The organism is Glycomyces sp. NPDC048151 (genome assembly GCF_043202775.1).
In the GTDB taxonomy this organism is placed as follows: Bacteria; Actinomycetota; Actinomycetes; order Mycobacteriales; family Micromonosporaceae; genus Glycomyces.
In genome coordinates this window covers 318,678-340,211 of sequence record NZ_JBIDBB010000006.1, presented here as the reverse complement: position 1 = coordinate 340,211, position 21,534 = coordinate 318,678, and the positions used below count along the sequence as shown (strand labels likewise).

General features: G+C 70.5%; 21 protein-coding genes. 18 read left to right on the top strand and 3 right to left on the bottom strand.

Going from position 1 to position 21,534, the window contains the following annotated elements:
- Positions 1 to 57 precede the first annotated feature (57 nt).
- Positions 58 to 666, top strand: a complete 609-nt coding sequence (locus ACGGCP_RS16730) for a prepilin peptidase (protein ID WP_392966983.1) — start codon at positions 58 to 60, stop codon at positions 664 to 666.
- Positions 667 to 903: 237 nt separating this feature from the next.
- On the top strand, positions 904 to 1,239 hold the full coding sequence (locus ACGGCP_RS16725; protein ID WP_392966981.1) for a hypothetical protein: 336 nt from the start codon (positions 904 to 906) through the stop codon (positions 1,237 to 1,239).
- A gap of 73 nt (positions 1,240 to 1,312) precedes the next feature.
- On the opposite strand, the gene ACGGCP_RS16720 is transcribed toward ACGGCP_RS16725, so the two are convergent.
- Together ACGGCP_RS16720 and ACGGCP_RS16715 are read right to left on the bottom strand one after the other, a co-directional pair.
- Positions 1,313 to 3,898, bottom strand: a complete 2,586-nt coding sequence (locus tag ACGGCP_RS16720) for a glycoside hydrolase family 9 protein (protein ID WP_392966979.1) — start codon at positions 3,896 to 3,898, stop codon at positions 1,313 to 1,315.
- 74 nt (positions 3,899 to 3,972) lie between these two features.
- The gene (locus ACGGCP_RS16715; RefSeq protein WP_392966977.1) at positions 3,973 to 4,959 is read right to left on the bottom strand and encodes a LacI family DNA-binding transcriptional regulator; all 987 of its coding nucleotides are present in this window, start codon (positions 4,957 to 4,959) and stop codon (positions 3,973 to 3,975) included.
- Positions 4,960 to 5,213: 254 nt separating this feature from the next.
- Here ACGGCP_RS16715 and ACGGCP_RS16710 point away from each other — a divergent pair, with 254 nt between their 5' ends.
- The 6 genes from ACGGCP_RS16710 to nusB all read left to right on the top strand — a co-directional run bounded on the left by ACGGCP_RS16710 (position 5,214) and on the right by nusB (position 9,962).
- Complete coding sequence (locus ACGGCP_RS16710; protein WP_392966975.1) at positions 5,214 to 5,567, top strand: cupin domain-containing protein; 354 nt, start codon at positions 5,214 to 5,216, stop codon at positions 5,565 to 5,567.
- 121 nt (positions 5,568 to 5,688) lie between these two features.
- Positions 5,689 to 6,867: a chorismate synthase gene (gene aroC, locus ACGGCP_RS16705; RefSeq protein ID WP_392966973.1), complete on the top strand. Its 1,179-nt coding sequence runs from the start codon at positions 5,689 to 5,691 to the stop codon at positions 6,865 to 6,867.
- 2 nt (positions 6,868 to 6,869) lie between these two features.
- A complete protein-coding gene (aroB, locus tag ACGGCP_RS16700; RefSeq protein WP_392966971.1) occupies positions 6,870 to 8,426 on the top strand; it encodes a 3-dehydroquinate synthase in 1,557 nt (518 codons plus the stop codon).
- Positions 8,423 to 8,845 carry a type II 3-dehydroquinate dehydratase gene (gene aroQ, locus ACGGCP_RS16695; RefSeq protein WP_392966970.1) on the top strand — a complete coding sequence of 141 codons (423 nt, stop codon included), beginning with the start codon at positions 8,423 to 8,425 and terminating at the stop codon, positions 8,843 to 8,845. The genes aroB and aroQ overlap by 4 nt, the downstream gene beginning before the upstream one ends.
- Before the next feature lie 113 nt (positions 8,846 to 8,958).
- Positions 8,959 to 9,516: an elongation factor P gene (efp, locus tag ACGGCP_RS16690; protein ID WP_208496101.1), complete on the top strand. Its 558-nt coding sequence runs from the start codon at positions 8,959 to 8,961 to the stop codon at positions 9,514 to 9,516.
- Between the two features lie 2 nt (positions 9,517 to 9,518).
- Entirely contained in the window at positions 9,519 to 9,962 is a 444-nt protein-coding gene (gene nusB / locus ACGGCP_RS16685; protein ID WP_392966967.1) for a transcription antitermination factor NusB, read from the top strand.
- A 70-nt stretch (positions 9,963 to 10,032) separates the two neighbouring features.
- On the opposite strand, the gene ACGGCP_RS16680 is transcribed toward nusB, so the two are convergent.
- Positions 10,033 to 10,533 (bottom strand): transcriptional regulator, encoded by a 501-nt coding sequence (locus tag ACGGCP_RS16680; protein WP_289955862.1) that lies wholly within the window; start codon positions 10,531 to 10,533, stop codon positions 10,033 to 10,035.
- Between the two features lie 272 nt (positions 10,534 to 10,805).
- Here ACGGCP_RS16680 and pyrR point away from each other — a divergent pair, with 272 nt between their 5' ends.
- From pyrR to rpoZ, 10 genes are all read left to right on the top strand, one after another.
- The gene (pyrR, locus tag ACGGCP_RS16675) at positions 10,806 to 11,384 is read left to right on the top strand and encodes a bifunctional pyr operon transcriptional regulator/uracil phosphoribosyltransferase PyrR (RefSeq protein WP_392966965.1); all 579 of its coding nucleotides are present in this window, start codon (positions 10,806 to 10,808) and stop codon (positions 11,382 to 11,384) included.
- Positions 11,381 to 12,301, top strand: a complete 921-nt coding sequence (locus ACGGCP_RS16670) for an aspartate carbamoyltransferase catalytic subunit (protein WP_392966963.1) — start codon at positions 11,381 to 11,383, stop codon at positions 12,299 to 12,301. Before pyrR ends, ACGGCP_RS16670 begins: the two co-directional genes overlap by 4 nt.
- Positions 12,298 to 13,596, top strand: a complete 1,299-nt coding sequence (locus ACGGCP_RS16665; RefSeq protein ID WP_392966961.1) for a dihydroorotase — start codon at positions 12,298 to 12,300, stop codon at positions 13,594 to 13,596. The genes ACGGCP_RS16670 and ACGGCP_RS16665 overlap by 4 nt, the downstream gene beginning before the upstream one ends.
- On the top strand, positions 13,593 to 14,726 hold the full coding sequence (gene carA, locus ACGGCP_RS16660) for a glutamine-hydrolyzing carbamoyl-phosphate synthase small subunit (protein WP_392966960.1): 1,134 nt from the start codon (positions 13,593 to 13,595) through the stop codon (positions 14,724 to 14,726). The genes ACGGCP_RS16665 and carA overlap by 4 nt, the downstream gene beginning before the upstream one ends.
- On the top strand, positions 14,719 to 18,036 hold the full coding sequence (gene carB / locus ACGGCP_RS16655) for a carbamoyl-phosphate synthase large subunit (RefSeq protein ID WP_392966958.1): 3,318 nt from the start codon (positions 14,719 to 14,721) through the stop codon (positions 18,034 to 18,036). Before carA ends, carB begins: the two co-directional genes overlap by 8 nt.
- A 76-nt stretch (positions 18,037 to 18,112) precedes the next feature.
- Positions 18,113 to 19,189, top strand: a complete 1,077-nt coding sequence (locus ACGGCP_RS16650) for a quinone-dependent dihydroorotate dehydrogenase (protein ID WP_392966956.1) — start codon at positions 18,113 to 18,115, stop codon at positions 19,187 to 19,189.
- Between the two features lie 16 nt (positions 19,190 to 19,205).
- Positions 19,206 to 20,123 carry an orotidine-5'-phosphate decarboxylase gene (gene pyrF, locus ACGGCP_RS16645; protein WP_392966954.1) on the top strand — a complete coding sequence of 306 codons (918 nt, stop codon included), beginning with the start codon at positions 19,206 to 19,208 and terminating at the stop codon, positions 20,121 to 20,123.
- Positions 20,124 to 20,271: 148 nt separating this feature from the next.
- Complete coding sequence (gene mihF, locus ACGGCP_RS16640; RefSeq protein WP_030156658.1) at positions 20,272 to 20,595, top strand: integration host factor, actinobacterial type; 324 nt, start codon at positions 20,272 to 20,274, stop codon at positions 20,593 to 20,595.
- A 20-nt stretch (positions 20,596 to 20,615) separates the two neighbouring features.
- On the top strand, positions 20,616 to 21,218 hold the full coding sequence (gmk, locus tag ACGGCP_RS16635) for a guanylate kinase (RefSeq protein WP_392966952.1): 603 nt from the start codon (positions 20,616 to 20,618) through the stop codon (positions 21,216 to 21,218).
- A 43-nt stretch (positions 21,219 to 21,261) separates the two neighbouring features.
- The gene (gene rpoZ, locus ACGGCP_RS16630) at positions 21,262 to 21,534 is read left to right on the top strand and encodes a DNA-directed RNA polymerase subunit omega (RefSeq protein WP_026923083.1); all 273 of its coding nucleotides are present in this window, start codon (positions 21,262 to 21,264) and stop codon (positions 21,532 to 21,534) included.

The window sequence follows — 21,534 nt, the reverse complement described above, 5'->3', positions numbered from 1 at the left end:
CCGAACTCGGCCGCGTCGCTCCCGTATTCGGGCGCAACGCGATGCGAGCATCGCAGCGTGCTCTTCCCCGGTGCTCTCTACATCGGCGCGGCCACGGCCGCGCTCCTCGCCGGTCCGGGCCTCGGCCGCTGCGTCGCCCTGGCCACCGACCGGCATCCGGACCCGCGGCTCGTCAAGGCCGTGAGCCTCGCCGCGGCCCTGCTGATCGCCTGGCGCGCAGACGGACTCCTGCACGGCTTCGCACTCGGCACGGTCGCCCTCGTCGGCGTCGCCGCCGGGTGGATCGACGTCTACCAGCGGCGGCTGCCCGACCTGCTCGTGCTCCCCGCGTACCCGCTCGCGGGAGCGCTCCTGATCGCCACGGGCGATCACGACGCGATGCTGAGGGCCGTCCTGTGCGCCCTGATCGCCATGGCGCTGTACGGCATCGGCTGCGCGGCCGGCCAGGTCGGCTACGGCGACGTGAAGCTCGCGGGCCTGCTCGGGCTCGTGCTCGGCTGGGCCGCTTGGGAAGCGGCGGCGATCGCGTTCGCCGCCACCGCCCTTCTCGGCGGCGCGCAGGCGGCCGCGGTCCTGGCGATGCGGCGGCGGGACTTCCCGTACGGCCCGGCGATGCTCACCGGGACGGCGGCGGCGATCGCGGTCGAGCCGTGGCTGGCCCTGTGACGCACGGGCCCGGATTCGTGAGCGTCCCATGCGTAATCGACACGCACGGGTGAAGTGCCGCAAGGATTTCGGCGGGTTTCGCGATTCTCCATTTGCGACTCGGATCGGTGGTTATATTCGTGGCCGACCCAGCACAAAAGGGTCAAGACCGACACCGAGTACTGAGAGGTGACAGTGATTCGCTTTATCGCAAAGACCGCGGTCGCAGCTGCGGCCGCCGGCATCATGGCCGTCGGCATGGCAGCCCCCGCCATGGCGGCCGAGTCCACTGCTCCCGTGGTCGAGGGCAGCTACGAGTACGACCCGAAGGACTTCGGCGGGGTCAACTTCCTGTCGAACCTGTGCATCGGCAACTGGAGCGGCGACGTCATCAGCCTGCTCAACGTCGCCAAGAGCGACGTGACCTACCTGTGCAACGGCTGGGACCAGAACCCGAACGGCGTCAACGTCGCCTCGAACATCTGCGCGCTCAACTGGGACTGGAGCAACGCCGCCAGCCTCGGCCTCCTCGGCACCTCGGATGTCGACAAGGTCTGCAACTGGGGCAAGCACAAGGATCACCACCACCACTAGTGGTCCCAGCAGACTCCGCACCTACGCCTCGGGGCGGCCACCGTGATCCGGTGGCCGCCCCGTCGGCTTCCTCCTAAGCGGCCGAGCAGGTCACCGACGCGGGCGCGACCGCGGTGCGGGCGTCCTTGCTCCCGATGAACCCGAACGTGAACGTCCGGCCCGGCTTCAGCTCCAGGCCCCCGGCGACGTCGGTCGCGGTCACCGTGTGGCCTTCCTGGACCAGCGCCACGCTCCACGAGTGGACGATGGACTGGCCGGTCGGCAGCGCCCATTCGAGCGAGACGTCCTGCAGCGGCGTGTCACCGGTGTTGGTGACGAGGATCTGCGCGTTGAACCCGCCCGGCCACTGGCCGTTGATGCGGTACTCGACCTCGCACGACGGGGTCGCCGTGACCGAACCGGCCTGCTCGGCCGCGAAGTTCGCGATCTGCGCGAGCGGGGCGTTCCAGTTGATCGTCAGCTCGTTGGTGGCCCACGAGCCGATGTCGTCGATGTAGCACCGCTGCGGCGCGCACCCGGTGAGCCAGCGCTGCGCGACCGGGTCCCACGTGCCCGTGACCGAGTTCGGGCCGCCCGCGAGGGTCCCGGCGGGCGGGTTCGGCAGGCTCGGGTCGAGCTGGTTGGCGTACCAGCGGCTGTGCATGTTGCGCGAGTCGTGCGAGCCGTAGCCGGTCACGTAGGAGTTGCCGAGGGCGTTGCGGCCCAGGATGTAGTCCAGGCCCGTGAGGACGCCGTCGCGGTACTGCGCCTCGCCGGTGAGGTCGAAGGCCGTGGCCACGACGACGAGCTCGTTGAGCACGGCGCTGTTGGAGCCCCAGTCGAAGGTCCCGTTGGAACCGTAGGACAGCCCCCACGGGCTCGCCGCCTGCAGCTCCAGGTAGTTGTCCGCGCCGGCGACGACCTGGGCGACGATCTCGTCGCGGCCCGGCAGCGCGTTCGGGACCAGCGCCAGGTCGAGCTTGGCGAGCGCGGCGACGCTGCCCCAGTGGAACGCGCCGGGGCCGAAGGAGTCGGCGTCGTGCAGCTTCGAGGCGAGCAGGTGCTCCTCGTAGGTCTTGGCGCCGGTGGTCAGGTACAGCTCCGTCGCGGCCCAGTAGAACTCGTCGGTGACGTCGGAGTCGCCGTAGGGCCCGCCTCCGGCGGGGCTGGTGTCGGGCGCGTACACGTCCGGGTGCGCCAGGGCCGCGGCCCAGGCGGTCTCGGCGGCCTCGCGGCACTCGGCCGCGAACGCGGCGTCGTAAGGAGCGAAGAGGCGCGCTGCCTGCGCGGCGGCGGCGGCGAGGTTGAGCGTCGCGGCGGTCGACGGCGGCTGCAGGTAGCGCGGCTGCGGGTCGTCGGCGGGCATGAGCGGCAGGCCGGTCCAGTTCTCGTCGTGGATCTTGTGGTGGGCCATGCCCGCCAGTTCCTCGCCCGCAGGGACCTGCATGGAGAGCAGGAACTCCATCTCCCAGCGCGCTTCGTCGAGCACGTCGGGCACGCCGTCGCCGTGCTCGGGGATGCGGAGGGTCCCGTCGCCGAGGAGGCCCGCGTCGCCGGTGGGGGCGTGGAGGGCCCGCTCGTACACGGACATGAGCTGCGCGACGGAGATGCCGCCGTTGACGACGTACTTGCCGTGGTCGCCCGCGTCGTACCAGCCGCCGGTCACGTCGAGCGTGTAGTCGCACGCGTCGGCGTAGCAGGGCACGGCCCCGTCGCCCTGGTTGGGAGCGATGTCGACGTGCCCGGCCTCGCGGCCGTATCCCGGCGCGATCGCGTCGTCGATGGCGATGCCTGAGCGCTGCGGGTAGTAGAACGACATGGCGTCGACCGCGAGGTCCCGATAGGGGTTCCCGCCGATCGCGAACGGGTAGGAGGTCTCGCCGTCGGCGGTCAGGGTGAAGCCCTCGCCGGTGGCGGCCGCGCTGGAGAAGTCGATCACGTGCACGGACTCGCCCGAGGTGGGCTCCGCGCCGTGCGGCGACGACTCGCCTTGGGCCACAAGGGTTCCCTCGGCGTCGTGGAGCTGCCACGGGACGGCGCCGGCTGCGTCGGTCACGAGGGTGGCCCGCTTGGGGCCGTCGGGGAGGTACCCGACCTGGTTCACACGCACGCGCGGCCCGGTGTCGGGCTCGTACACGGGCGGTTCGGCTCCGGTGAGCAACTGGACCTCCGATAGGCAGAACTGCCACGGCTCGGCGTGGCGGCCGATCTGGAACGCGAGCTGCGCGTCGGTCCAGTCGGCGCTGGCGGTGAAGGCGTAGCTGAAGTCCTGCGCCTCGCTGGAGAGCACCGGGAACTCCTCGACAGCGGTCGGCCAGGGGTCGACCGGGCGCTGCACGAGGGCGCGCACGCTGACCGCGCTGGAGGCGCGGGCGGTGAAGCGCAGCTCGTACGATTCGCCGGTGACCAGCGGCAGGCCGTCCTGGCCGACGATGGCGTCCCAGGCGTTGGCGGTGCCGCCGGGCACGTCGACGCACCACTCGCCGTCGGCGACGGCGCCGGTGAGGTTGGCGGTGGTCCACCAGCCGCTGGTGCCGGAGGCGAAGTCGCCGTTGGTGATGAGGTCCGTGGGCTCCTCGTCCTGGGCCTGCGCGGCGGGCGCCGCGGCGGCGGCGCCGAGTGTCAGCGCGGTGAGTACGGCGACGCCGAGGCGTCTCCTGCGAAGTGCGGTTCGCGGCATGGGGGCGGCCCTCCGAAGAAAGTGTTGGGAGCGATACCACCCGCCATCTTGTCATTCAAATATGTAAATGTCAATCATTCAGACGCGGGCGGCCCGCTCGTGCCGCGGACCACCAGTTTCGACTCCAGTTTCAGCGTGACGCCCGGTTCCCTTGCGCCCCTGAGCTGTTCGTCGGCGGCCTCGACCGCGAGGCGGGCGAGGCGCGGCACGTCCTGGCGCACCGTCGTCAGGTCGATGTGGCTGAGCCCGGCGATGTGGCTGTCGTCGTACCCGACGATCGAGACCTGCTCGGGGATCTTCACCCCGGCCCGCGTGAACACGTCGAGCAGCCCGATCGCGCACTGGTCGTTCGCCGCGAACACCGCCGTCGGCAGCGGCCCGCCTTCGTCGAGCAGCAGCCGCGCCGCGTCCGAGCCGCCCTCCTGGGAGTGGTTCCCCGGGATCACCCGCACGCGGTCGGCGAGGCCGTGCGCGCGCATCGCGTCCCGGTAGGCCCGCCTCCGCTCGGGCCCTCCCGGCCGGTTGCCCGCGTCCACGTGCACGATGTCGCGGTGGCCCAGGCCCACCAGGTAGTCCACGACCTCGCGGGCGCCGGGCCGGTCGTACGAGGTCACCACGTCGACCCGCGCGTCCTTGATGTGCCGCCCGAGCACCACCGTGGGCACCCGCGTGCCCAGCTCGGTCACGTCCGCGTCGGGGATCGTCGGCCCGCACAGCAGCAGCGCCTCGCTGCGGTGCCCGATGAGCGCCTCGATCGCGTTGTGCTCGTTGCGGGTGGGCACCGTGGCGCTGAGCACGAGGTCGTATCCGAGCTCCTCGGCGGCCGGATAGATCGCCTCCACGAGGTCGATGTGGTACGGGTTCCTGGCGGTGAACAGCACGCCGAGGACCTTGCTGCGGCCGCGGGCGAGCAGCCTCGCGGCCATGTCCGGCTTGTAGCCGAGCCGGGCGGCGGCGTCGAAGACCCGCTCGCGGGTGTCGGGGCTCGCGCCGGGCTGGCCGCGGAACACCAGTGAGACCAGTGCCCGCGAGACGCCGACCTCGGCGGCGACGTCCGCCATCGTGGGCTTGCGAGACCGCGGTGCCGGGGAGCGGTCTGGGGATTTCCGCGCGTGCTCGGGGCTCATCGCAGCGTCGTCCTTCCTTATGCAGCTTTGTTGAAAGTTCCAGTATCGAGGGGGTTGACCTGGGAACGAAGTGACCAGTGTAACCACCCGGTTCCAACGTGGCCGGGACTGGAAGTCGTTTGCCTGCGATCAGAATGCGAAACCTCATCGCCTTCGCGGTCATAGACTCGACCTTGGGGGTGAAAGCCATGCATCAGCTGGCAGTCAAGAACTTCAGCAAGCCCGAGCAGACCGTCGACCTCAGCGGCCACGGCCACAAGGACACGGTGATGCTCGACGGCATGCCCGTCGAATTCTCCGAGTTCGAGAAGGGCTGGCGCTGGTCCAACGACGTCAAACCGATCGTCGGCGGCGATTCGTGCCAGGCCAACCACCTCGGCTACTGCGTCGAGGGCCATCTGCTGGTCCACATGAACGACGGCACCGACAAGGACATCAACGCCGGCGACGTCTTCGAGATCCCGCCGGGGCACGACGCGGAAGTCGTCGGCGACCACAAGGTCGTCCTGGTCGACTTCGGCAAGGCGATGGGCGACATGTAGCCCGAAGGCGACGACCAGGCCGCTCCCGCGCCGCGAGGGCGGCCAGAATGCCGCCCAGCCCCTGAGACACGCTTTCCACCAGGTGCCTGATCACATCCGGACGGGTGGCAGACTTGACGGCGTGTTGCGATGGATGACTGCTGGAGAATCACACGGACCCGAACTCGTGGTCACGCTCGACGGCCTGCCCGCCGGGATCGAGCTGACCACCGAAGCGGTGGCGGCCGAACTGGCCCGCCGCCGACTCGGTTACGGGCGCGGCGCCCGCATGAAGTTCGAGGCCGACGTCGTGAACTTCATCGGCGGCGTCCGCCACGGCCGCACCCTCGGCTCGCCCGTCGCCATCCGCGTCGGCAACTCCGAGTGGCCCAAGTGGGAGACCGTCATGTCGGCCGACCCGGTCGACCCCGCCGAACTCGCCGGGATCGCCCGCAACGCCCCCCTCACGCGCCCGCGCCCCGGCCACGCCGACCTCGCCGGGATGCAGAAGTACGACCACGACGACGCCCGCCCGATCCTCGAGCGCGCCTCCGCCCGCGAGACCGCCGCGCGCGTCGCGGGCGGCACCGCCGCCAAGGCCTTCCTCAAGCAGGCCTTCGGCATCGAGATCGTCTCCCATGTCAAGGCCCTCGGCCCCGTCCGCGCCAAGGAAGGCCTCGTGCCGACCCCGGACGACTTCGCCGCCGTCGACGCCGACCCGCTGCGCTGCATGGACGCCGAGGCCTCCGCCCGCATGGTCGCCGAGGTCGACGCCGCCAAGAAGGACGCCGACACCCTCGGCGGCGTCGTCGAGGTCCTCGCCTACGGCCTCCCGCCGGGCCTGGGCTCCCACGTCCAGTGGGACCGCAAGCTCGACGCCCGCCTCGCCACCGCGCTCATGTCGATCCAGTCGGTCAAGGCCGTCGAGATCGGCGACGGCCTCATGCAGGCCGCCGTCCGCGGCTCCTCCGCCCACGACGAGATCGTCGCCGGGCCCAACGGCGTCGAGCGCCTCACCGACCGCGCCGGCGGCCTCGAAGGCGGCATCACCACCGGTCAGCCGCTGCGCGTCTCGGCCATGCTCAAGCCCATCTCGTCGTTGACGCGCCCGCTGCGCACCATCGACACCGTCACGGGCGAAGCCGCCGAGGCCATCAACCAGCGCTCCGACGTCTGCGCGGTCCCCGCCGGGGCCGTCGTCGCCGAGCACATGGTCGCCTACGTCCTCGCCGAAGCGGCCCTGGAGAAGTTCGGCGGCGACTCCGTCGGCGAATCCCGCCGCAACTTCGAGTCCTACCTCGAGAACCTGCGGGTGAAGTAGCGGTGGCACTGGTCGTCATCGTCGGGCCCCCGGGCTCGGGCAAGACCACGATCGGCCGCGCGCTCGCCGCGGCCCTCGACGCGCCGTTCCGCGACGTCGACGCCGACATCGCCGACGCCGCCGGGAAGCCGATCCCGGACATCTTCGTCGACGAGGGCGAGGAGCACTTCCGCGCCCTCGAACGCGAGGCCGTCCGCCGGGCCGTCGCCGAGCACGACGGCGTCCTCGCCCTCGGCGGCGGCGCCGTCCTCGCCGAGTCCACCCGCAAGCTCCTCGCCGACGCCACCGTCGTCCACCTCCGCGTGGACCTCGGCGAAGCGGTCAAGCGCACCGAGATCGACAAAGGCCGCCCGCTGCTGCAGGTCAACCCGCGCGCGACCTTGCGCCGCCTCATGGACGAGCGCCTGCCGCTCTACCGCGAGGTCGAGACGTTCGCGATCGACACCACCGGAAGGGATGTGGACGACCTGACCGAGGAGATCCGCTCGCGCCTGGCCGTCCGCACCGTCACCGTGCACGACGCCGAGAGCCCCTACCCGGTCCTCATCGGACGCGGCACCACTGCGCGACTGCCCGAGTTCCTCGGCAAGGCCACCCGCGTCGCCGTGCTCCACACCGCCAGCACCGCACCGCTCGCCGAACACGTCGGCGGGCTCTGCCCCGACGGCGTCGAAGCCACCCTCATGGAACTGCCCGACGCCGAGGACGGCAAGACCGTCGCCGTCGCCGAGCAGGTCTGGGAAGCGCTCGGCGCCGAAGGCTTCACCCGCACCGATCTCGTCGTCGGCGTCGGCGGAGGAGCGGTCACCGACCTCGCCGGGTTCGCCGCCGCCTGCTGGTTGCGCGGCGTCGCCGTCGTCCACGTCCCCACCTCGCTGCTCGGCGCGGTCGACGCGGCCGTCGGCGGCAAGACCGGCGTCAACACCGCCGCCGGGAAGAACCTCGTCGGCGCCTTCCACCCGCCGCGCGCGGTCCTGGTCGACCTCGACCACTTCACGACCCTGCCCAGGCGCGACCTCGCCGCGGGCCTCGCCGAAGTCGTCAAGGCCGGATTCATAGCCGACCCCGTCATCCTCGACCTCGTCGAAGCCGACCCCGAAGCGGCCCTGGACGCCCAGAGCCCGGTCGTCGCCGAACTCGTCGAGCGCGCCATCGCCGTCAAGGCCGAGGTCGTCGGCTCCGACCTCAAGGAAAGCGGCGCCCGCGCCTTCCTCAACTACGGGCACACCTTCGCCCACGCGGTCGAGAAGCTCGAGCACTACCGCTGGCGCCACGGCGACGCCGTCGCCGTCGGCATGGTCTACGCCGCGCACCTGAACGCGATCACCGGCCGCGTCGACCTCGTCGAACGCACCAAGAGCGTGCTCGCCTCGCTCGGCCTGCCGACCACGTACGACGCCGGACGCTGGGACGACATCCTCAAGGCCATGTTGATCGACAAGAAGAACGTCGGCGCCACCCAGCGGTTCGTGCTCCTGGACGCGCTGGCCGCGCCGGTCGTCGTCGATGACGTGACCGCCGAGCAGCAGCGCGAGGCCTATGAGAGGCTGACCGGATGAAGACCTTGGTGCTGAACGGCCCCAACCTCAACCGGCTCGGGAAGCGCGAGCCCGCGATCTACGGCTCGCAGACCCTCGACGACCTCGCCGACCTGTGCGTCAAGACGGGTGAGGAGCTCGGCCTGGAGGTCGACTTCCGGCAGACCAACCACGAGGGCGAGCTCCTCGGGTGGCTGCACGAGGCCGCCGACAACGGCTACCCGGTCGTGCTCAACGCCGCCGCCTGGACGCACACGTCCGTCGCGGTCGGCGACGCGTGCGCGCAGCTGACCGCGCCGCTCGTCGAGGTCCACCTGTCGAACGTGCACAAGCGGGAGCCGTTCCGGCACCACTCGTACGTGTCGGCCCACGCGGTCGGCGTCATCGCCGGCCTCGGCGCCGACGGCTACACCGCCGCGCTGCGGTTCCTTTCCCGATAGACCCGCTGCGCCGCCCACCACAGCCGGTGCGGCCGCGGCCCTGACCAGCTCGACCGCCCGCTACCATTGACGGTCGGTCAAGACAGAACCTCTACCGAAAGAGACGAACGCCCGTGGCATCCACGAACGACCTCAAGAACGGCATGGTGCTCAACCTGGAGGGCCAGCTCTGGCAGGTCCAGGAATTCCAGCACGTCAAGCCCGGCAAGGGCCCGGCGTTCGTGCGCACCACGCTCAAGCAGATCCCCTCGGGCAAGATCGTCGACAAGACCTTCAACGCCGGGACCAAGGTCGAGACCGCGAACGTCGACCGCCGCACCATGACCTACCTGTACAAGGAAGGCGACGACTTCGTCTTCATGGACACCGACACCTACGACCAGATCCCGGTCGGCCCCGGTGTCGTCGGCGACGCCTCCAAGTTCCTCCTCGAGAACTCGGACGCCACGGTCGCCCAGCACGACGGCAAGGTCCTCTACGTCGAGCTCCCCGCCTCGGTCGAGCTCACCATCACCTACACCGAGCCGGGCCTCCAGGGCGACCGCTCCTCCGGCGGCACCAAGCCCGCCACCGTCGAGACCGGCGCGACCGTGCTCGTGCCGCTGTTCATCGACAACGGGGAGAAGATCAAGGTCGACACCCGCGACGGCAAGTACCTCTCCCGGGCCTAGGCGTGGGGAACCAGAGCAACAGCAGCCCTGACCGGCTCAGCGCCCGCACGAAGTGGCGGATGCGGGCCGTCGAGATCCTGTACGAGGCCGAGAGCCGCGACGCCGAGCCCTCGCGGGTCCTCGCCGAGCGCGCCGACCGGGCTTTCAAGGACCCCGAGGCCCCGCGGCTCCCGCCGTACGCCGAGCAGCTCGTGCGCGGCGTCGCCCAGCACCTCGACGAGCTCGACGCGGTCCTCGGGAAGGCCTCCACCAGCTGGTCGGTCGAGCGGATGCCCGCCGTCGACCGGAACGTGCTGCGCGTGGCCCTCTACGAGATCCGCCACGTCGACGACGTCGACACCGCCGTGGCCATCAAGGAGGCGATGCGCGTGGCGCTGCAGATCGGCTCCTCGGACGACACGTCGTTCGTGAACGCCGTCCTCGACGCCGCCGCGAAGGCCGAGTAGAGCGCAAGAACGCGAAAGCCGGGTCTCCCTCTTGGGGAGGCCCGGCTTCATCTGTCCCTGCCGAAACCGCTTATTCGGCGTCCGAGGCGAAGAAGGCCTGGAGGTCGTGCACGAGGACGCCGAAGTCCTCGAGCTTCTCGATCAGGCCCGAAGGCGTGGTCGAGTAGACCACGGCCAGGGTGTAGAGGTCGTCGGCGCGGATCGAGAGGATCCGGCCGTTGTAGTCGCCGCGGCGCTGCTGGATGGAGCGCGCGAGCTTGGCGACGTGCTCCAGCTCGGAGTCCGGGTGGTCGTACAGCGCCTCGAGGTTGAGGACGATCTTCTCGGCCTGCTCGACCGGGAGCGGCACGCCCTCGGGGAGCAGCTCGGAGACGGGAATGCGGTAGAAGTCCGCGAGCTCGGCGAGGCGGCTGACGGTGATCGACCGGTCGCCCCGCTCGTAGGAACCGATGACGACGGCCTTCCACTTGCCGCCGGACTTGTCCTCGACGCCTTGCAGCGACAGACCCTGCTGCATGCGGATGTCACGCAGCCGGTTGCCGAGCGCCTTGGCGTAGTCAGATGTCGCCATGCTGGGATCAACTCCAATTTTCGGTACGAGAGGAATCCTATTGTTGACTACGGTCGGTGACCATCGGCCGGTGGGGTGCCCTCAAACAGTGTTCTTCGTCGCGTGAGCCCCTCGCAACCGCCTGGCAAACCATATATAACCCGACATCAATGCATCTACCGACCCCGTGTTTTTGGGATCCGCCTTTACGCTCCGTCACCGGCGGCGTAGCATGGCCCGCGACGAAACCGTTCTTTAACAGACCGTCCAGTGAGGCGGAGAAGGAGGTTCGCGTGGTTTCCCCTGCCCTCAGGCAGTCAGAGGAAGACCCGTCGGGCAAGCAGATCCTGTCAGGTGACGACATCGGCCGCGTCCTCGACCGCATCGCACACCAGATCCTGGAGAAGACCAAGGGCGCCCCCGACACCATGCTCCTGGGCATCCCCACCCGCGGCGTCGCGCTCGCCGGCCGGCTCGCCGACCGCATCCGCCGCTTCGCCGACGTCGACGTCCCCGCCGGGACCCTCGACATCACCCTGTACCGGGACGACCTGCGCCGCAACGCGCTCCGGGCCCTCGGCCCGACCGAGCTGCCGCCCGGCGGCGTCGACGACCAGCGCATCATCCTCGTCGACGACGTCCTCTACTCCGGGCGCACCGTCCGCGCCGCGCTCAACGCGCTCTACGACCTCGGCCGCCCCGCGAGCGTCCAGCTCGCCATCCTCGTCGACCGCGGCCACCGCGAGCTGCCCATCCGCGCCGACTACGTCGGCAAGAACATCCCCACCGCGCGCGACGAGTCCGTGGCCGTGCGCCTGACGGAGTACGACGGCTTCGACGCCGTGGTCCTCACTGGAGGCCGGGAGCGATGAAGCACCTGCTCACCACCAAGGAGCTCTCCCGCGAGGAAGCCGAGCTCATCCTCGACGTCACCGAGCAGATGGCCGAGGCCGTCACCGGCCGCGAGGTCCCCAAGCTCCCGGCGCTGCGCGGGCGCACCGTCGTGAACCTCTTCTTCGAGGACTCCACGCGCACCCGCACCTCCTTCGAGACCGCCGCCAAGCGCCTCAGCGCCGACGTCGTGAACTTCGCGGCCAAGACCTCGAGCGTGAACAAGGGCGAGAGCCTGCGCGACACCGCGCTCACGCTGCAGGCCATGGGCGCCGACGCGGTCGTCATCCGCCACCCCGCCGCCGGGGCCCCGCAGCGCCTCACCGAGTGGATCGACGGCGCGGTCCTCAACGCCGGGGACGGCACCCACGCCCACCCGACGCAGGCCCTGCTCGACGCCTACACGATGAAGCAGCGCCTCGGCGGCGTCGAAGGCCGCACGGTGGCCATCGTGGGGGACATCCTCCACTCGCGCGTGGCCCGCTCGAATGTCTGGCTGCTGTCCAAACTGGGCGCGAACGTGCGCCTGGTCGGCCCGCCCACCCTGCTGCCCAAGGACATCGACGACTGGCCCGTCGAGATCGGCTACGACCTCGACGCCAGCCTCAAGGGCGTCGACGCGGTCATGATGCTCCGCGTCCAGCACGAGCGCCAGAACGCCGCGTTCTTCCCGACCGCGAACGAGTACTCCCGCCTCTACGGGCTCGACGAGCGCCGCCTCGCGCTCATGCCCGACCACGCGATCGTCATGCACCCCGGCCCGATGAACCGCGGCATGGAGATCGCCGCCTCGGTAGCCGACTCGCCCCGCGCCACCATCACCGAGCAGGTGACCAACGGCGTCTGGGTCCGCATGGCCGTCCTCTACCTCCTGCTGACGAACGGAGAGAGCAAGTGAGCGATCTGCTCATCAAGAGCGCCGACATCGTCGGCAAGGGACGCCAGGACGTCCTCGTCCGCGACGGGCGCGTCGCCGAGATCGGCAGCGTGTCCGCAAAGGACGCCGAGGTCGTCGACGCCGACGGCCTGGTGCTCCTGCCCGGCCTCGTCGACCTCCACACCCACCTGCGCGAGCCCGGCCGCGAGGACGCCGAGACCGTCCTCACCGGCACCCGCGCCGCCGCCAAGGGCGGCTACACCGCCGTGTGCGCCATGGCGAACTCCTACCCCGTCGCCGACACGGCCGGGGTCGTCGAGCAGGTCGCCGCGCTCGGCCGCGCCGCCGGGTACGCCGACGTGCAGCCCATCGGCGCCGTCTCGATCGGCCTGGAGGGCAAGCGGCTCGCCGAGATCGGCGCGATGGCCCAGTCCGCCGCCCAGGTCCGCATGTTCTCCGACGACGGCCACTGCGTCCACGACCCGGTCCTCATGCGCCGCGCCCTCGAGTACGTGAAGACCTTCGGCGGGCTCATCGCCCAGCACGCCGAGGAGCCGCGGCTCACCGAAGGCGCGCAGATGAACGAGGGCGCCGTCTCGGCCGAGCTCGGCCTGCCCGGCTGGCCCTCGGTCGCCGAGGAGGCCATCATCGCCCGCGACGTGCTCCTCGCCGAGTACACCGGCGCGCGCGTCCACTTCTGCCACGTCTCCACCGCCCGCTCGGTGGCGATCATCCGCGAGGCCAAGGCCCGCGGCGCGAACGTGACCGCCGAGGTCTGCCCGCACCACCTCCTCCTCACCGACGAGGCCGCGCGCTCCTACGACCCGGTCTACAAGGTCAACCCGCCGTTGCGCCGCGAGGCCGACGTCGAGGTCCTGCGGGCCGCGCTCGCCGAGGGCGTCATCGACGCCGTCGCCACCGACCACGCCCCGCACGCCCCGCAGGACAAGGAGTGCGAGTGGGCCGCCGCCCGCCCGGGCATGCTCGGCCTGGAGACCGCGCTGTCGATCAGCGTCCTCGCCCTCGGCGGACCCTCCGCTGTGGACTGGGACGTGCTCGCCGAGCGCACCTCCCGCACCCCCGCGCGCATCGCGGGCCTCGAAGCCCACGGCCGCGACCCGCAGCCGGGCACCGAGGCCAACTTCACCCTCGTCGACCCCTCCGCGAAGTGGACCGTCGTGCCCGAAGGCCTCGCGTCCCTGTCGCGCAACACCCCCTACGCCGGGATGGAACTCCCGGTCACCGTAGAGGCGACGTTCCTTCGCGGACGCGCCACCGTCCTGAACGGGAAAATCGCAGAGGAGAAGTCCGAATGAGCAGCAGAGCACCAGCGATCCTCGTCCTCGAGGACGGCCGCGTCTTCCGCGGCGAGGCCTACGGCTCGGTCGGCGAGACCTTCGGCGAAGCGGTCTTCAACACCGGCATGACCGGCTACCAGGAGACCCTCACCGACCCGTCCTACTACGGGCAGGTCGTCGCGCAGACCGCCCCGCAGATCGGCAACACCGGCTGGAACGACGAGGACGACGAGTCCCGCCGCATCTGGGTCGCCGGGTACGTCGTGCGCGACCCCGCCCGCACCGCCTCCAACTGGCGCGCCAAGCGCGGCCTCGAGGACGAGCTCGCCTCCCAGGGGATCGTGGGCATCTGCGGCGTCGACACCCGCGCGCTCACCCGCCACCTGCGCGAGGCCGGGGCCATGCGCGTCGGCATCTCCTCGCGCGACACCGACGTCGACGCCCTCCTCGCCAAGGTCCGGGCCACGCCGCACATGGCCGGCGCCAACCACGTCGGCGCCGTGACCACGCCCGAGCCCTACACCTACGAGGCGAAGGAGCCGCGCTACACCGTGGCCGCCCTCGACCTGGGCATCAAGCGGAACACGCCGCGCCGCCTCGCCGAGCGCGGCATCACCACCACCGTCTACCCGGCCACCGCCGAGGTCGACCAGCTGCTCTCCCAGAGCCCCGACGCCGTGTTCCTCTCCAACGGCCCCGGCGACCCCGCCACCGCCGAGCACCAGGTCGCGCTCACCCGCGAACTGCTGCGCCGCAAGGTGCCCGTGTTCGGCATCTGCTTCGGCAACCAGATCCTCGGCCGCGCCCTCGGCCTGGAGACCTACAAGCTGAAGTTCGGCCACCGCGGCATCAACCAGCCGGTGCTCGACCGCCACACCAACAAGATCGAGATCACCGCCCACAACCACGGCTTCGCCCTGAAGGCCCCGGAGAGCGGCGAGTTCTTCGAGACCGACTTCGGCCGCGTCCAGGTCAGCCACGTGTGCCTCAACGACGACGTCGTCGAAGGGCTCACCTGCCTCGACGCGCCCGCCTACTCCGTGCAGTACCACCCCGAGGCCGCCGGCGGGCCGCACGACGCCGACTACCTGTTCGACCGCCTGATCGAACTCATTCAGCAGCAAGAAGGGGCCCCGACCCATGCCTAAGCGCCCAGACCTCCAGCACATCCTGGTCATCGGGTCCGGACCCATCCAGATCGGCCAGGCCTGCGAGTTCGACTACTCCGGCACGCAGGCCTGCCGCGTGCTCCGCGAGGAGGGCCTGCGGGTCACCCTCGTCAACTCCAACCCGGCCACGATCATGACCGACCCCGAGTTCGCCGACGCGACCTACGTCGAGCCGATCACGACCGAGGTCATCGAGCAGATCATCGCCAAGGAGAAGCCCGACGCGCTCCTGGCGACCCTCGGCGGCCAGACCGCCCTCAACGCCGCCGTCGCCCTCCACGAGGCCGGCATCCTCGAGAAGTACGGCGTCGAGCTCATCGGCGCCGACATGGACGCCATCCAGCGCGGCGAGGACCGCCAGCAGTTCAAGGAGGTCGTCCTCAAGGTCGGCGGCGAAGTCCCGCGCTCGGCCGTGTGCCACAGCATGGACGAGGTCACCGCCACCGTGAAGGACCTCGGCCTGCCCGTGGTCATCCGCCCGTCCTTCACCATGGGCGGCCTCGGCTCCGGCATGGCCTACACCTGGGAGGACGTCGACCGCATCGCCGGGAACGGCCTCGCCGAGTCGCCCACCACCGAGGTCCTCATCGAGGAGTCCGTGCTCGGCTGGAAGGAGTACGAGCTCGAGCTCATGCGCGACCGCAACGACAACGTCGTGATCGTGTGCTCCATCGAGAACGTCGACCCCATGGGCGTCCACACCGGCGACTCCGTCACCGTCGCCCCCACGATGACCCTCACCGACCGCGAGTACCAGCACATGCGCGACATCGGCATCGCGATCCTGCGCGAGGTCGGCGTCGACACCGGCGGCTGCAACATCCAGTTCGCGATCGACCCGGCCACCGGCCGCATGATCGTCATCGAGATGAACCCGCGCGTCTCCCGCTCCTCCGCGCTCGCCTCGAAGGCCACCGGCTTCCCGATCGCGAAGATCGCCGCGAAGCTCGCCATCGGCTACACGCTCGACGAGATCCCGAACGACATCACCAAGGCCACCCCGGCCGCGTTCGAGCCCACGCTCGACTACGTCGTCGTCAAGGTCCCGCGCTTCACGTTCGAGAAGTTCCCCGGCGCCGACCCGACGCTGACCACCACCATGAAGTCCGTCGGCGAGGCCATGAGCCTCGGCCGGACCTTCCAGCAGGCCCTGCAGAAGGCCCTGCGGTCCACCGAGACCAAGCAGGCCGGGTTCTGGACCCGCCCCGACCCCGAGGGCGCCACCCTCGAGAACACCATGGAGGCCTTGAAGACCGCGCACGACGGCACGATCTACACCGCCGAGCGCGCCCTGCGCTACGGCGCGACGATCAGCGAGGTCCACGCGGCCTGCAAGATCGACCCGTGGTTCCTCGACCAGGTCGCCCAGCTCATCGACCTGCGCGGCGAGATCGAGAACGCCGCCGTCGTCGACGAGGCCCTGCTCCGCAAGGCCAAGCGCGCCGGGTTCTCCGACGCCCAGGTCGCGGCCCTGCGCCCCGAGCTCGCCGGGGAGGACGGCGTCCGCCGCCTGCGCCACCGGCTCGGCCTGCGCCCGGTCTACAAGACCGTCGACACCTGCGCCGCCGAGTTCGAGGCCCACACGCCCTACCACTACTCGACCTACGAGGACGAGACCGAGGTCGCGCCCTCCGAACGGCCGAAGGTCATGATCCTCGGCTCCGGCCCCAACCGCATCGGCCAGGGCATCGAGTTCGACTACTCGTGCGTCCACGCCGTGCAGGCCCTGCGCGCGGCCGGGTACGAGACCATCATGGTCAACTGCAACCCCGAGACCGTCTCGACCGACTACGACACGGCCGACCGGCTCTACTTCGAGCCGCTCACCTTCGAGGACGTCACCGAGGTCTACCAGGCCGAGAACGAGTCCGGCCGGACCGCGGGCGGCCCCGGCGTCGTCGGCGTCGTCGTCCAGCTCGGCGGCCAGACCCCGCTCGGCCTCGCCGAACGGCTCCAGGACGCCGGCCTGCCGATCGTCGGCACCTCGCCGAAGGCCATCGACAACGCCGAGGACCGCGGCGTCTTCGGCCGCCTCCTCGACGAGCTCGGCCTCGTCGCCCCCGCGGGCGGCACCGCCACCTCCTACGAGGAGGCCCGCGAGGTCGCCGCCCAGATCGGCTACCCCGTGCTCGTGCGCCCGTCGTACGTCCTCGGCGGCCGCGGCATGGAGATCGTCTACGACGAGGACACCCTCGCCGGGTACATCTCACGCGCCACCGAGGCCAGCCCCGAGCACCCGGTGCTCATCGACCGGTTCCTCGACGACGCCATCGAGATCGACGTCGACTGCCTCTGCGACGGCACCGACTTCTACCTCGGCGGCATCATGGAGCACATCGAGGAGGCCGGCGTCCACTCCGGCGACTCCTCCTGCGCGCTCCCGCCCATCACCTTGGGCGCCACCGTCATCGAGCAGATCCGCGACTACACCGCGAAGCTCGCCTTCGGCATCGGGGTGCGCGGCCTCATGAACGTCCAGTACGCCCTCAAGGACGAGCAGCTGTACGTCCTCGAGGCGAACCCGCGGGCCTCGCGCACCGTCCCGTTCGTCTCCAAGGCCACCGCCGTGCCGCTCGCCAAGGCCGCCGCCCGCATCGCGCTCGGCGCCACCATCGCCGAACTGCGCGCCGAGGGCATGCTCCTGCCCGAGGGCGACGGCTCGAACGCCGGACCCGACCTCCCGATCGCCGTCAAGGAGGTCCTCCTGCCCTTCAAGCGGTTCCGCACCGTCGAAGGCGCCGGGCTCGACGCCGTGCTCGGCCCGGAGATGAAGTCCACCGGCGAGGTCATGGGCATCGACTCGTCGTTCGGCCTCGCCTTCGCCAAGGCCACGCTCGCCGTCTACGGCAAGCTGCCCACCTCCGGGAAGGTCTTCGTCTCGGTCGCCGACCGCGACAAGCGCGCCATCGTCTTCCCGGTGCGCCGCCTCGTCGACCTCGGCTTCACCGTGTACGCCACCGAAGGCACCGGCCTGGTCCTCAAGCGCCACGGCATCGACTTCACGCCCGTCGCCCGCCACTCCTCGGGCGAGGCCGTCGACGCCGTCAGCCTCATCGCCTCCGGCGAGATCGACCTGGTCATCACCACGCCTTCGGCGTCCTCGGGGCCCCGCACCGACGGCTGGGAGATCCGCTCGGCCGCCGTCGTCGCCGACGTCAGCTGCGTGACGACCATCCAGGGCGCGGCCGCCGCGACCCAGGCCATCGAGTCGGCCTCGCGCGGGGAGATCCGCGTCGCCTCCCTCCAGGAGCTGCACCAGCGCCTGCGCGGCGACGAAGCGGCCGTCTGACACACCGCGCCGGGTGGGCGGCTTCACGGCGTAGCCGTGTCGCTCACCCGGCGCATTGACGTATACAGGAATGAGCATGCTGTACCAGAAACTGGCCCGCCCGGTCCTGTTCGGGATCGGACGCGGCGACGCCGAGAAAGCGCACGACACCACCCTGCGCTGGCTCGCGCGCCTGTCCACCCAGCGACAGGCCCGCAACGCCCTCATCAAGCTCAACCAGCTCAGCGCCCCCGTCACCGTGTGCGGCATCCCCTTCCCCAACCCGATCGGCCTCGCCGCGGGCATGGACAAGAACGGCATCGCCACCGGCGCCTGGCCCGCCCTGGGCTTCGGCTTCGCCGAGATCGGCACCGTGACCGCCCAGCCCCAGCCCGGCAACCCGCAGCCGCGCATGTTCCGCATGAAGCGGTCGCAGGGCATCGTCAACCGCATGGGCTTCAACAACCTCGGCGCGCAGGCCCTCGCCGCGCAGCTCACCGCCGCCCCGGCCGTGAACTGCCCGCTGGGGATCAGCATCGGCAAGTCGAAGGCCGTGCTGCTCGAAGGCGCGATCGACGACTACCTCACCTCGATGCGGTTCCTCTACCCGTTCGCGGACTACATCGCGATCAACGTCTCCTCGCCGAACACGCCGGGCCTGCGCCAGCTGCAGGACGCCGGGGCCCTGCGCGCCCTGCTCGGCGCGCTGCGCGCCGAGGGCGTGCGCCTGGCCGCCGGACGCCAGCCGCGCCCGGTCCTGGTCAAGATCGCCCCCGACCTCACCGAGCCCGCCATGGCACAGCTCCTGGAGGTCTGCCTCGAGACCGGCGTCTCGGGCGTCATCGCCACGAACACGACGCTCGGCCGCGACGGCGTGGACCCGAGCGAGGACGCGATCGCCGCAGAGCCCGGCGGCATGTCGGGGAAGCCGCTCACCCAGGTCTCGCGCGAGATCGTGCGCTTCGTCCACCGCGAGACGAACGGGACCCTGCCGATCATCGGCTCGGGCGGGGTCATGACCGCCGACGACGCGCAGGCCATGTTCGACGCGGGCGCGAGCCTCGTCCAGCTCTACTCGGGCCTCATCTACAACGGTCCCGGCCTGGTGCGCAGCAGTGTGCGCCGCTACCGATCCTCAGCCCGCAAGGGCCACCGCACCCCTCAGAACCGCTGAAGACGAAGGAAACACCATGCCTGCCAAGAAGGACTTCGGCTCCCGGGCCCACCACCTCTCGCGCGAGCGCGGCCCGCTGTGCGCCGGGATCGACCCGCACGGCGCGCAGCTGGTGCAGTGGGGGCTCGACGACGACCTGGCCGGGGCCGAGCGCTTCGCGATGACCCTCGTGGAGGCCACCGCCGACACGTGCGCGTTCGTCAAGCCGCAGTCGGCGTTCTACGAGCGGTTCGGTTCGAAGGGCATCGCGCTCCTCGAACGGGTGATCGCGGCGTCCCGCCAGGCCGGGGCGCTGGTGATCCTGGACGTCAAGCGCGGCGACATCGGCTCGACGATGCAGGCGTACGCGCAGGCCTACCTGGACCCGGCCTCGCCGCTCGCGGTCGACGCGATCACCGTGAGCCCGTTCCTCGGCGCGGGCTCGCTCCAGCCCGCGTTCGACCTCGCCAAGGAGCACGGCAAGGGCCTGTTCGTGCTGGCCCGCACCTCGAACCCCGAGGGCAAGCAGGTGCAGATGGCGAAGCGCCGCGACGGCAAGTCCGTGGCGCAGGGGATCATCGACGACGTCATCGAGCAGAACGGCGACGCGGACCCGATGGGCCCGTTCGGCATCGTCATGGGCGCCACCATCGGGGCCTGCGCCTCCGAAGGGGAGGCCCGCCTGCGTGAGTCGACTTACGGAATCACGCACACCACCGTGCGCCAACGTGACACCGCTCACGACTTGTCGCAGTTCAACGGCCCCATCCTGGTCCCGGGCATGGGCGCGCAGGGCGGACGCCCGAGTGATCTTCCGCGCGTCCTCGGCGCGGCAACGAACTTCGCAATCCCGTCCTATTCCCGACAAATCGCACAGCCGGGGCCAGCCGTGGCGAGCATTCGCACCGCCGTCGAGGCGTTGCAGGAGGAATGCCGCGCCGCGATGGGGGAATAAACCCGCGGAATCCGGGCCCGAAATTTGCCCCACCCCCGGTCGCAGGCGTGTCGGACACTGGGGTTACCGTTCCCGAGCTGGGTATGCTTCACGGATACCCGCACGTCAAGGTCCACAGGGACGAAACCATCGACTGCAAGGAGACCCCGTGCCGCTCCCTAAACTGACTCCGGAACAGCGCGCCGCAGCCCTTGAGAAGGCCGCCGCGGCCCGCAAGGCCCGCGCCGAGCTCAAGGAGAAGCTGAAGTCGGGCGAGACCACCCTGGAGGCGGTCCTCAAGTCCGCTGCCACCGACGACATCTCGGGCAAGATGAAGGTCTCGGCCGTGCTGAAGGCCCTCCCCGGCATCGGCGACAAGCGCGCCACCCAGATCATGGAGAAGCTCAAGATCGCTGACTCCCGTCGCCTGCGCGGCCTCGGCGAGCACCAGCGCGCCGCGCTTCTGGATGAATTCAAGGGCGACCAGGCCTAAGTTCGGGTAGTAGTAGTCGCGTGAGCATCGATCGTCACCACGCAGCCCTGGCCCAGCGCCTGACGGTGCTGTCCGGCCCGTCCGGAGTCGGCAAGGGCAGCGTCAAGGCCCTCATCCAGGAGTACTACCCGTGGGTCTGGCTCTCCGTGAGCTGCACGACCCGCAAGCCGCGTCCTGGTGAGGTCGACGGCGCCGACTACCACTTCGTGTCGACCGAGCAGTTCGAGTCGATGATCGCCGCGGGGGAGTTCCTTGAGTGGGCCTCCTACGCGGGGAACCTCTACGGAACCCCCCGCGGCCCGGTCGAGGAGCGCCTGCGCGCCGGACTCCCGGCGCTGCTGGAGATCGAACTGCAGGGCGCCCGCCAGGTCCGCCAGACCATGCACGACGCCCAACTGGTGTTCCTCGCGCCGCCGTCGTGGGACGAACTCGTCCGCCGCCTCACCGGGCGGGGGACCGAGGACGAGGCCACGATCGCGCGCCGCCTGGACGCCGCCCGCCAAGAGCTCGCCGCGGAGGCCGAGTTCGATCACACAGTCACCAATGTGTCGATCGAGCAGGCGGCCGCCGAGCTGGTAGAGTTGCTCAGTTCTCCGGCCGTCTTGAAGTCCGGAGCTCGCTAAGAGCTCGAACAGAGCTTCGCAAGTCGTACACGAAGGAACACACGTGTCAGGGACTGTCGCCGACCCGGTCGGCATCACCAACCCGCCGATCGACGACCTGCTCGAAAAGAGCCAGTCGAAGTACCAGCTGGTCATCTACTCGGCAAAGCGCGCGCGCCAGATCAACGCGTACTACTCCCAGCTGGGCGAAGGCCTGCTGGAGTACGTCGGCCCGCTCGTCGAGACCACGCCCGAGGAGAAGCCGCTGTCGATCGCCATGCGCGAGCTCGACAAGGGCCTCCTCGAGACGAAGGCGTTCGACGACCCCGAGGCGTAA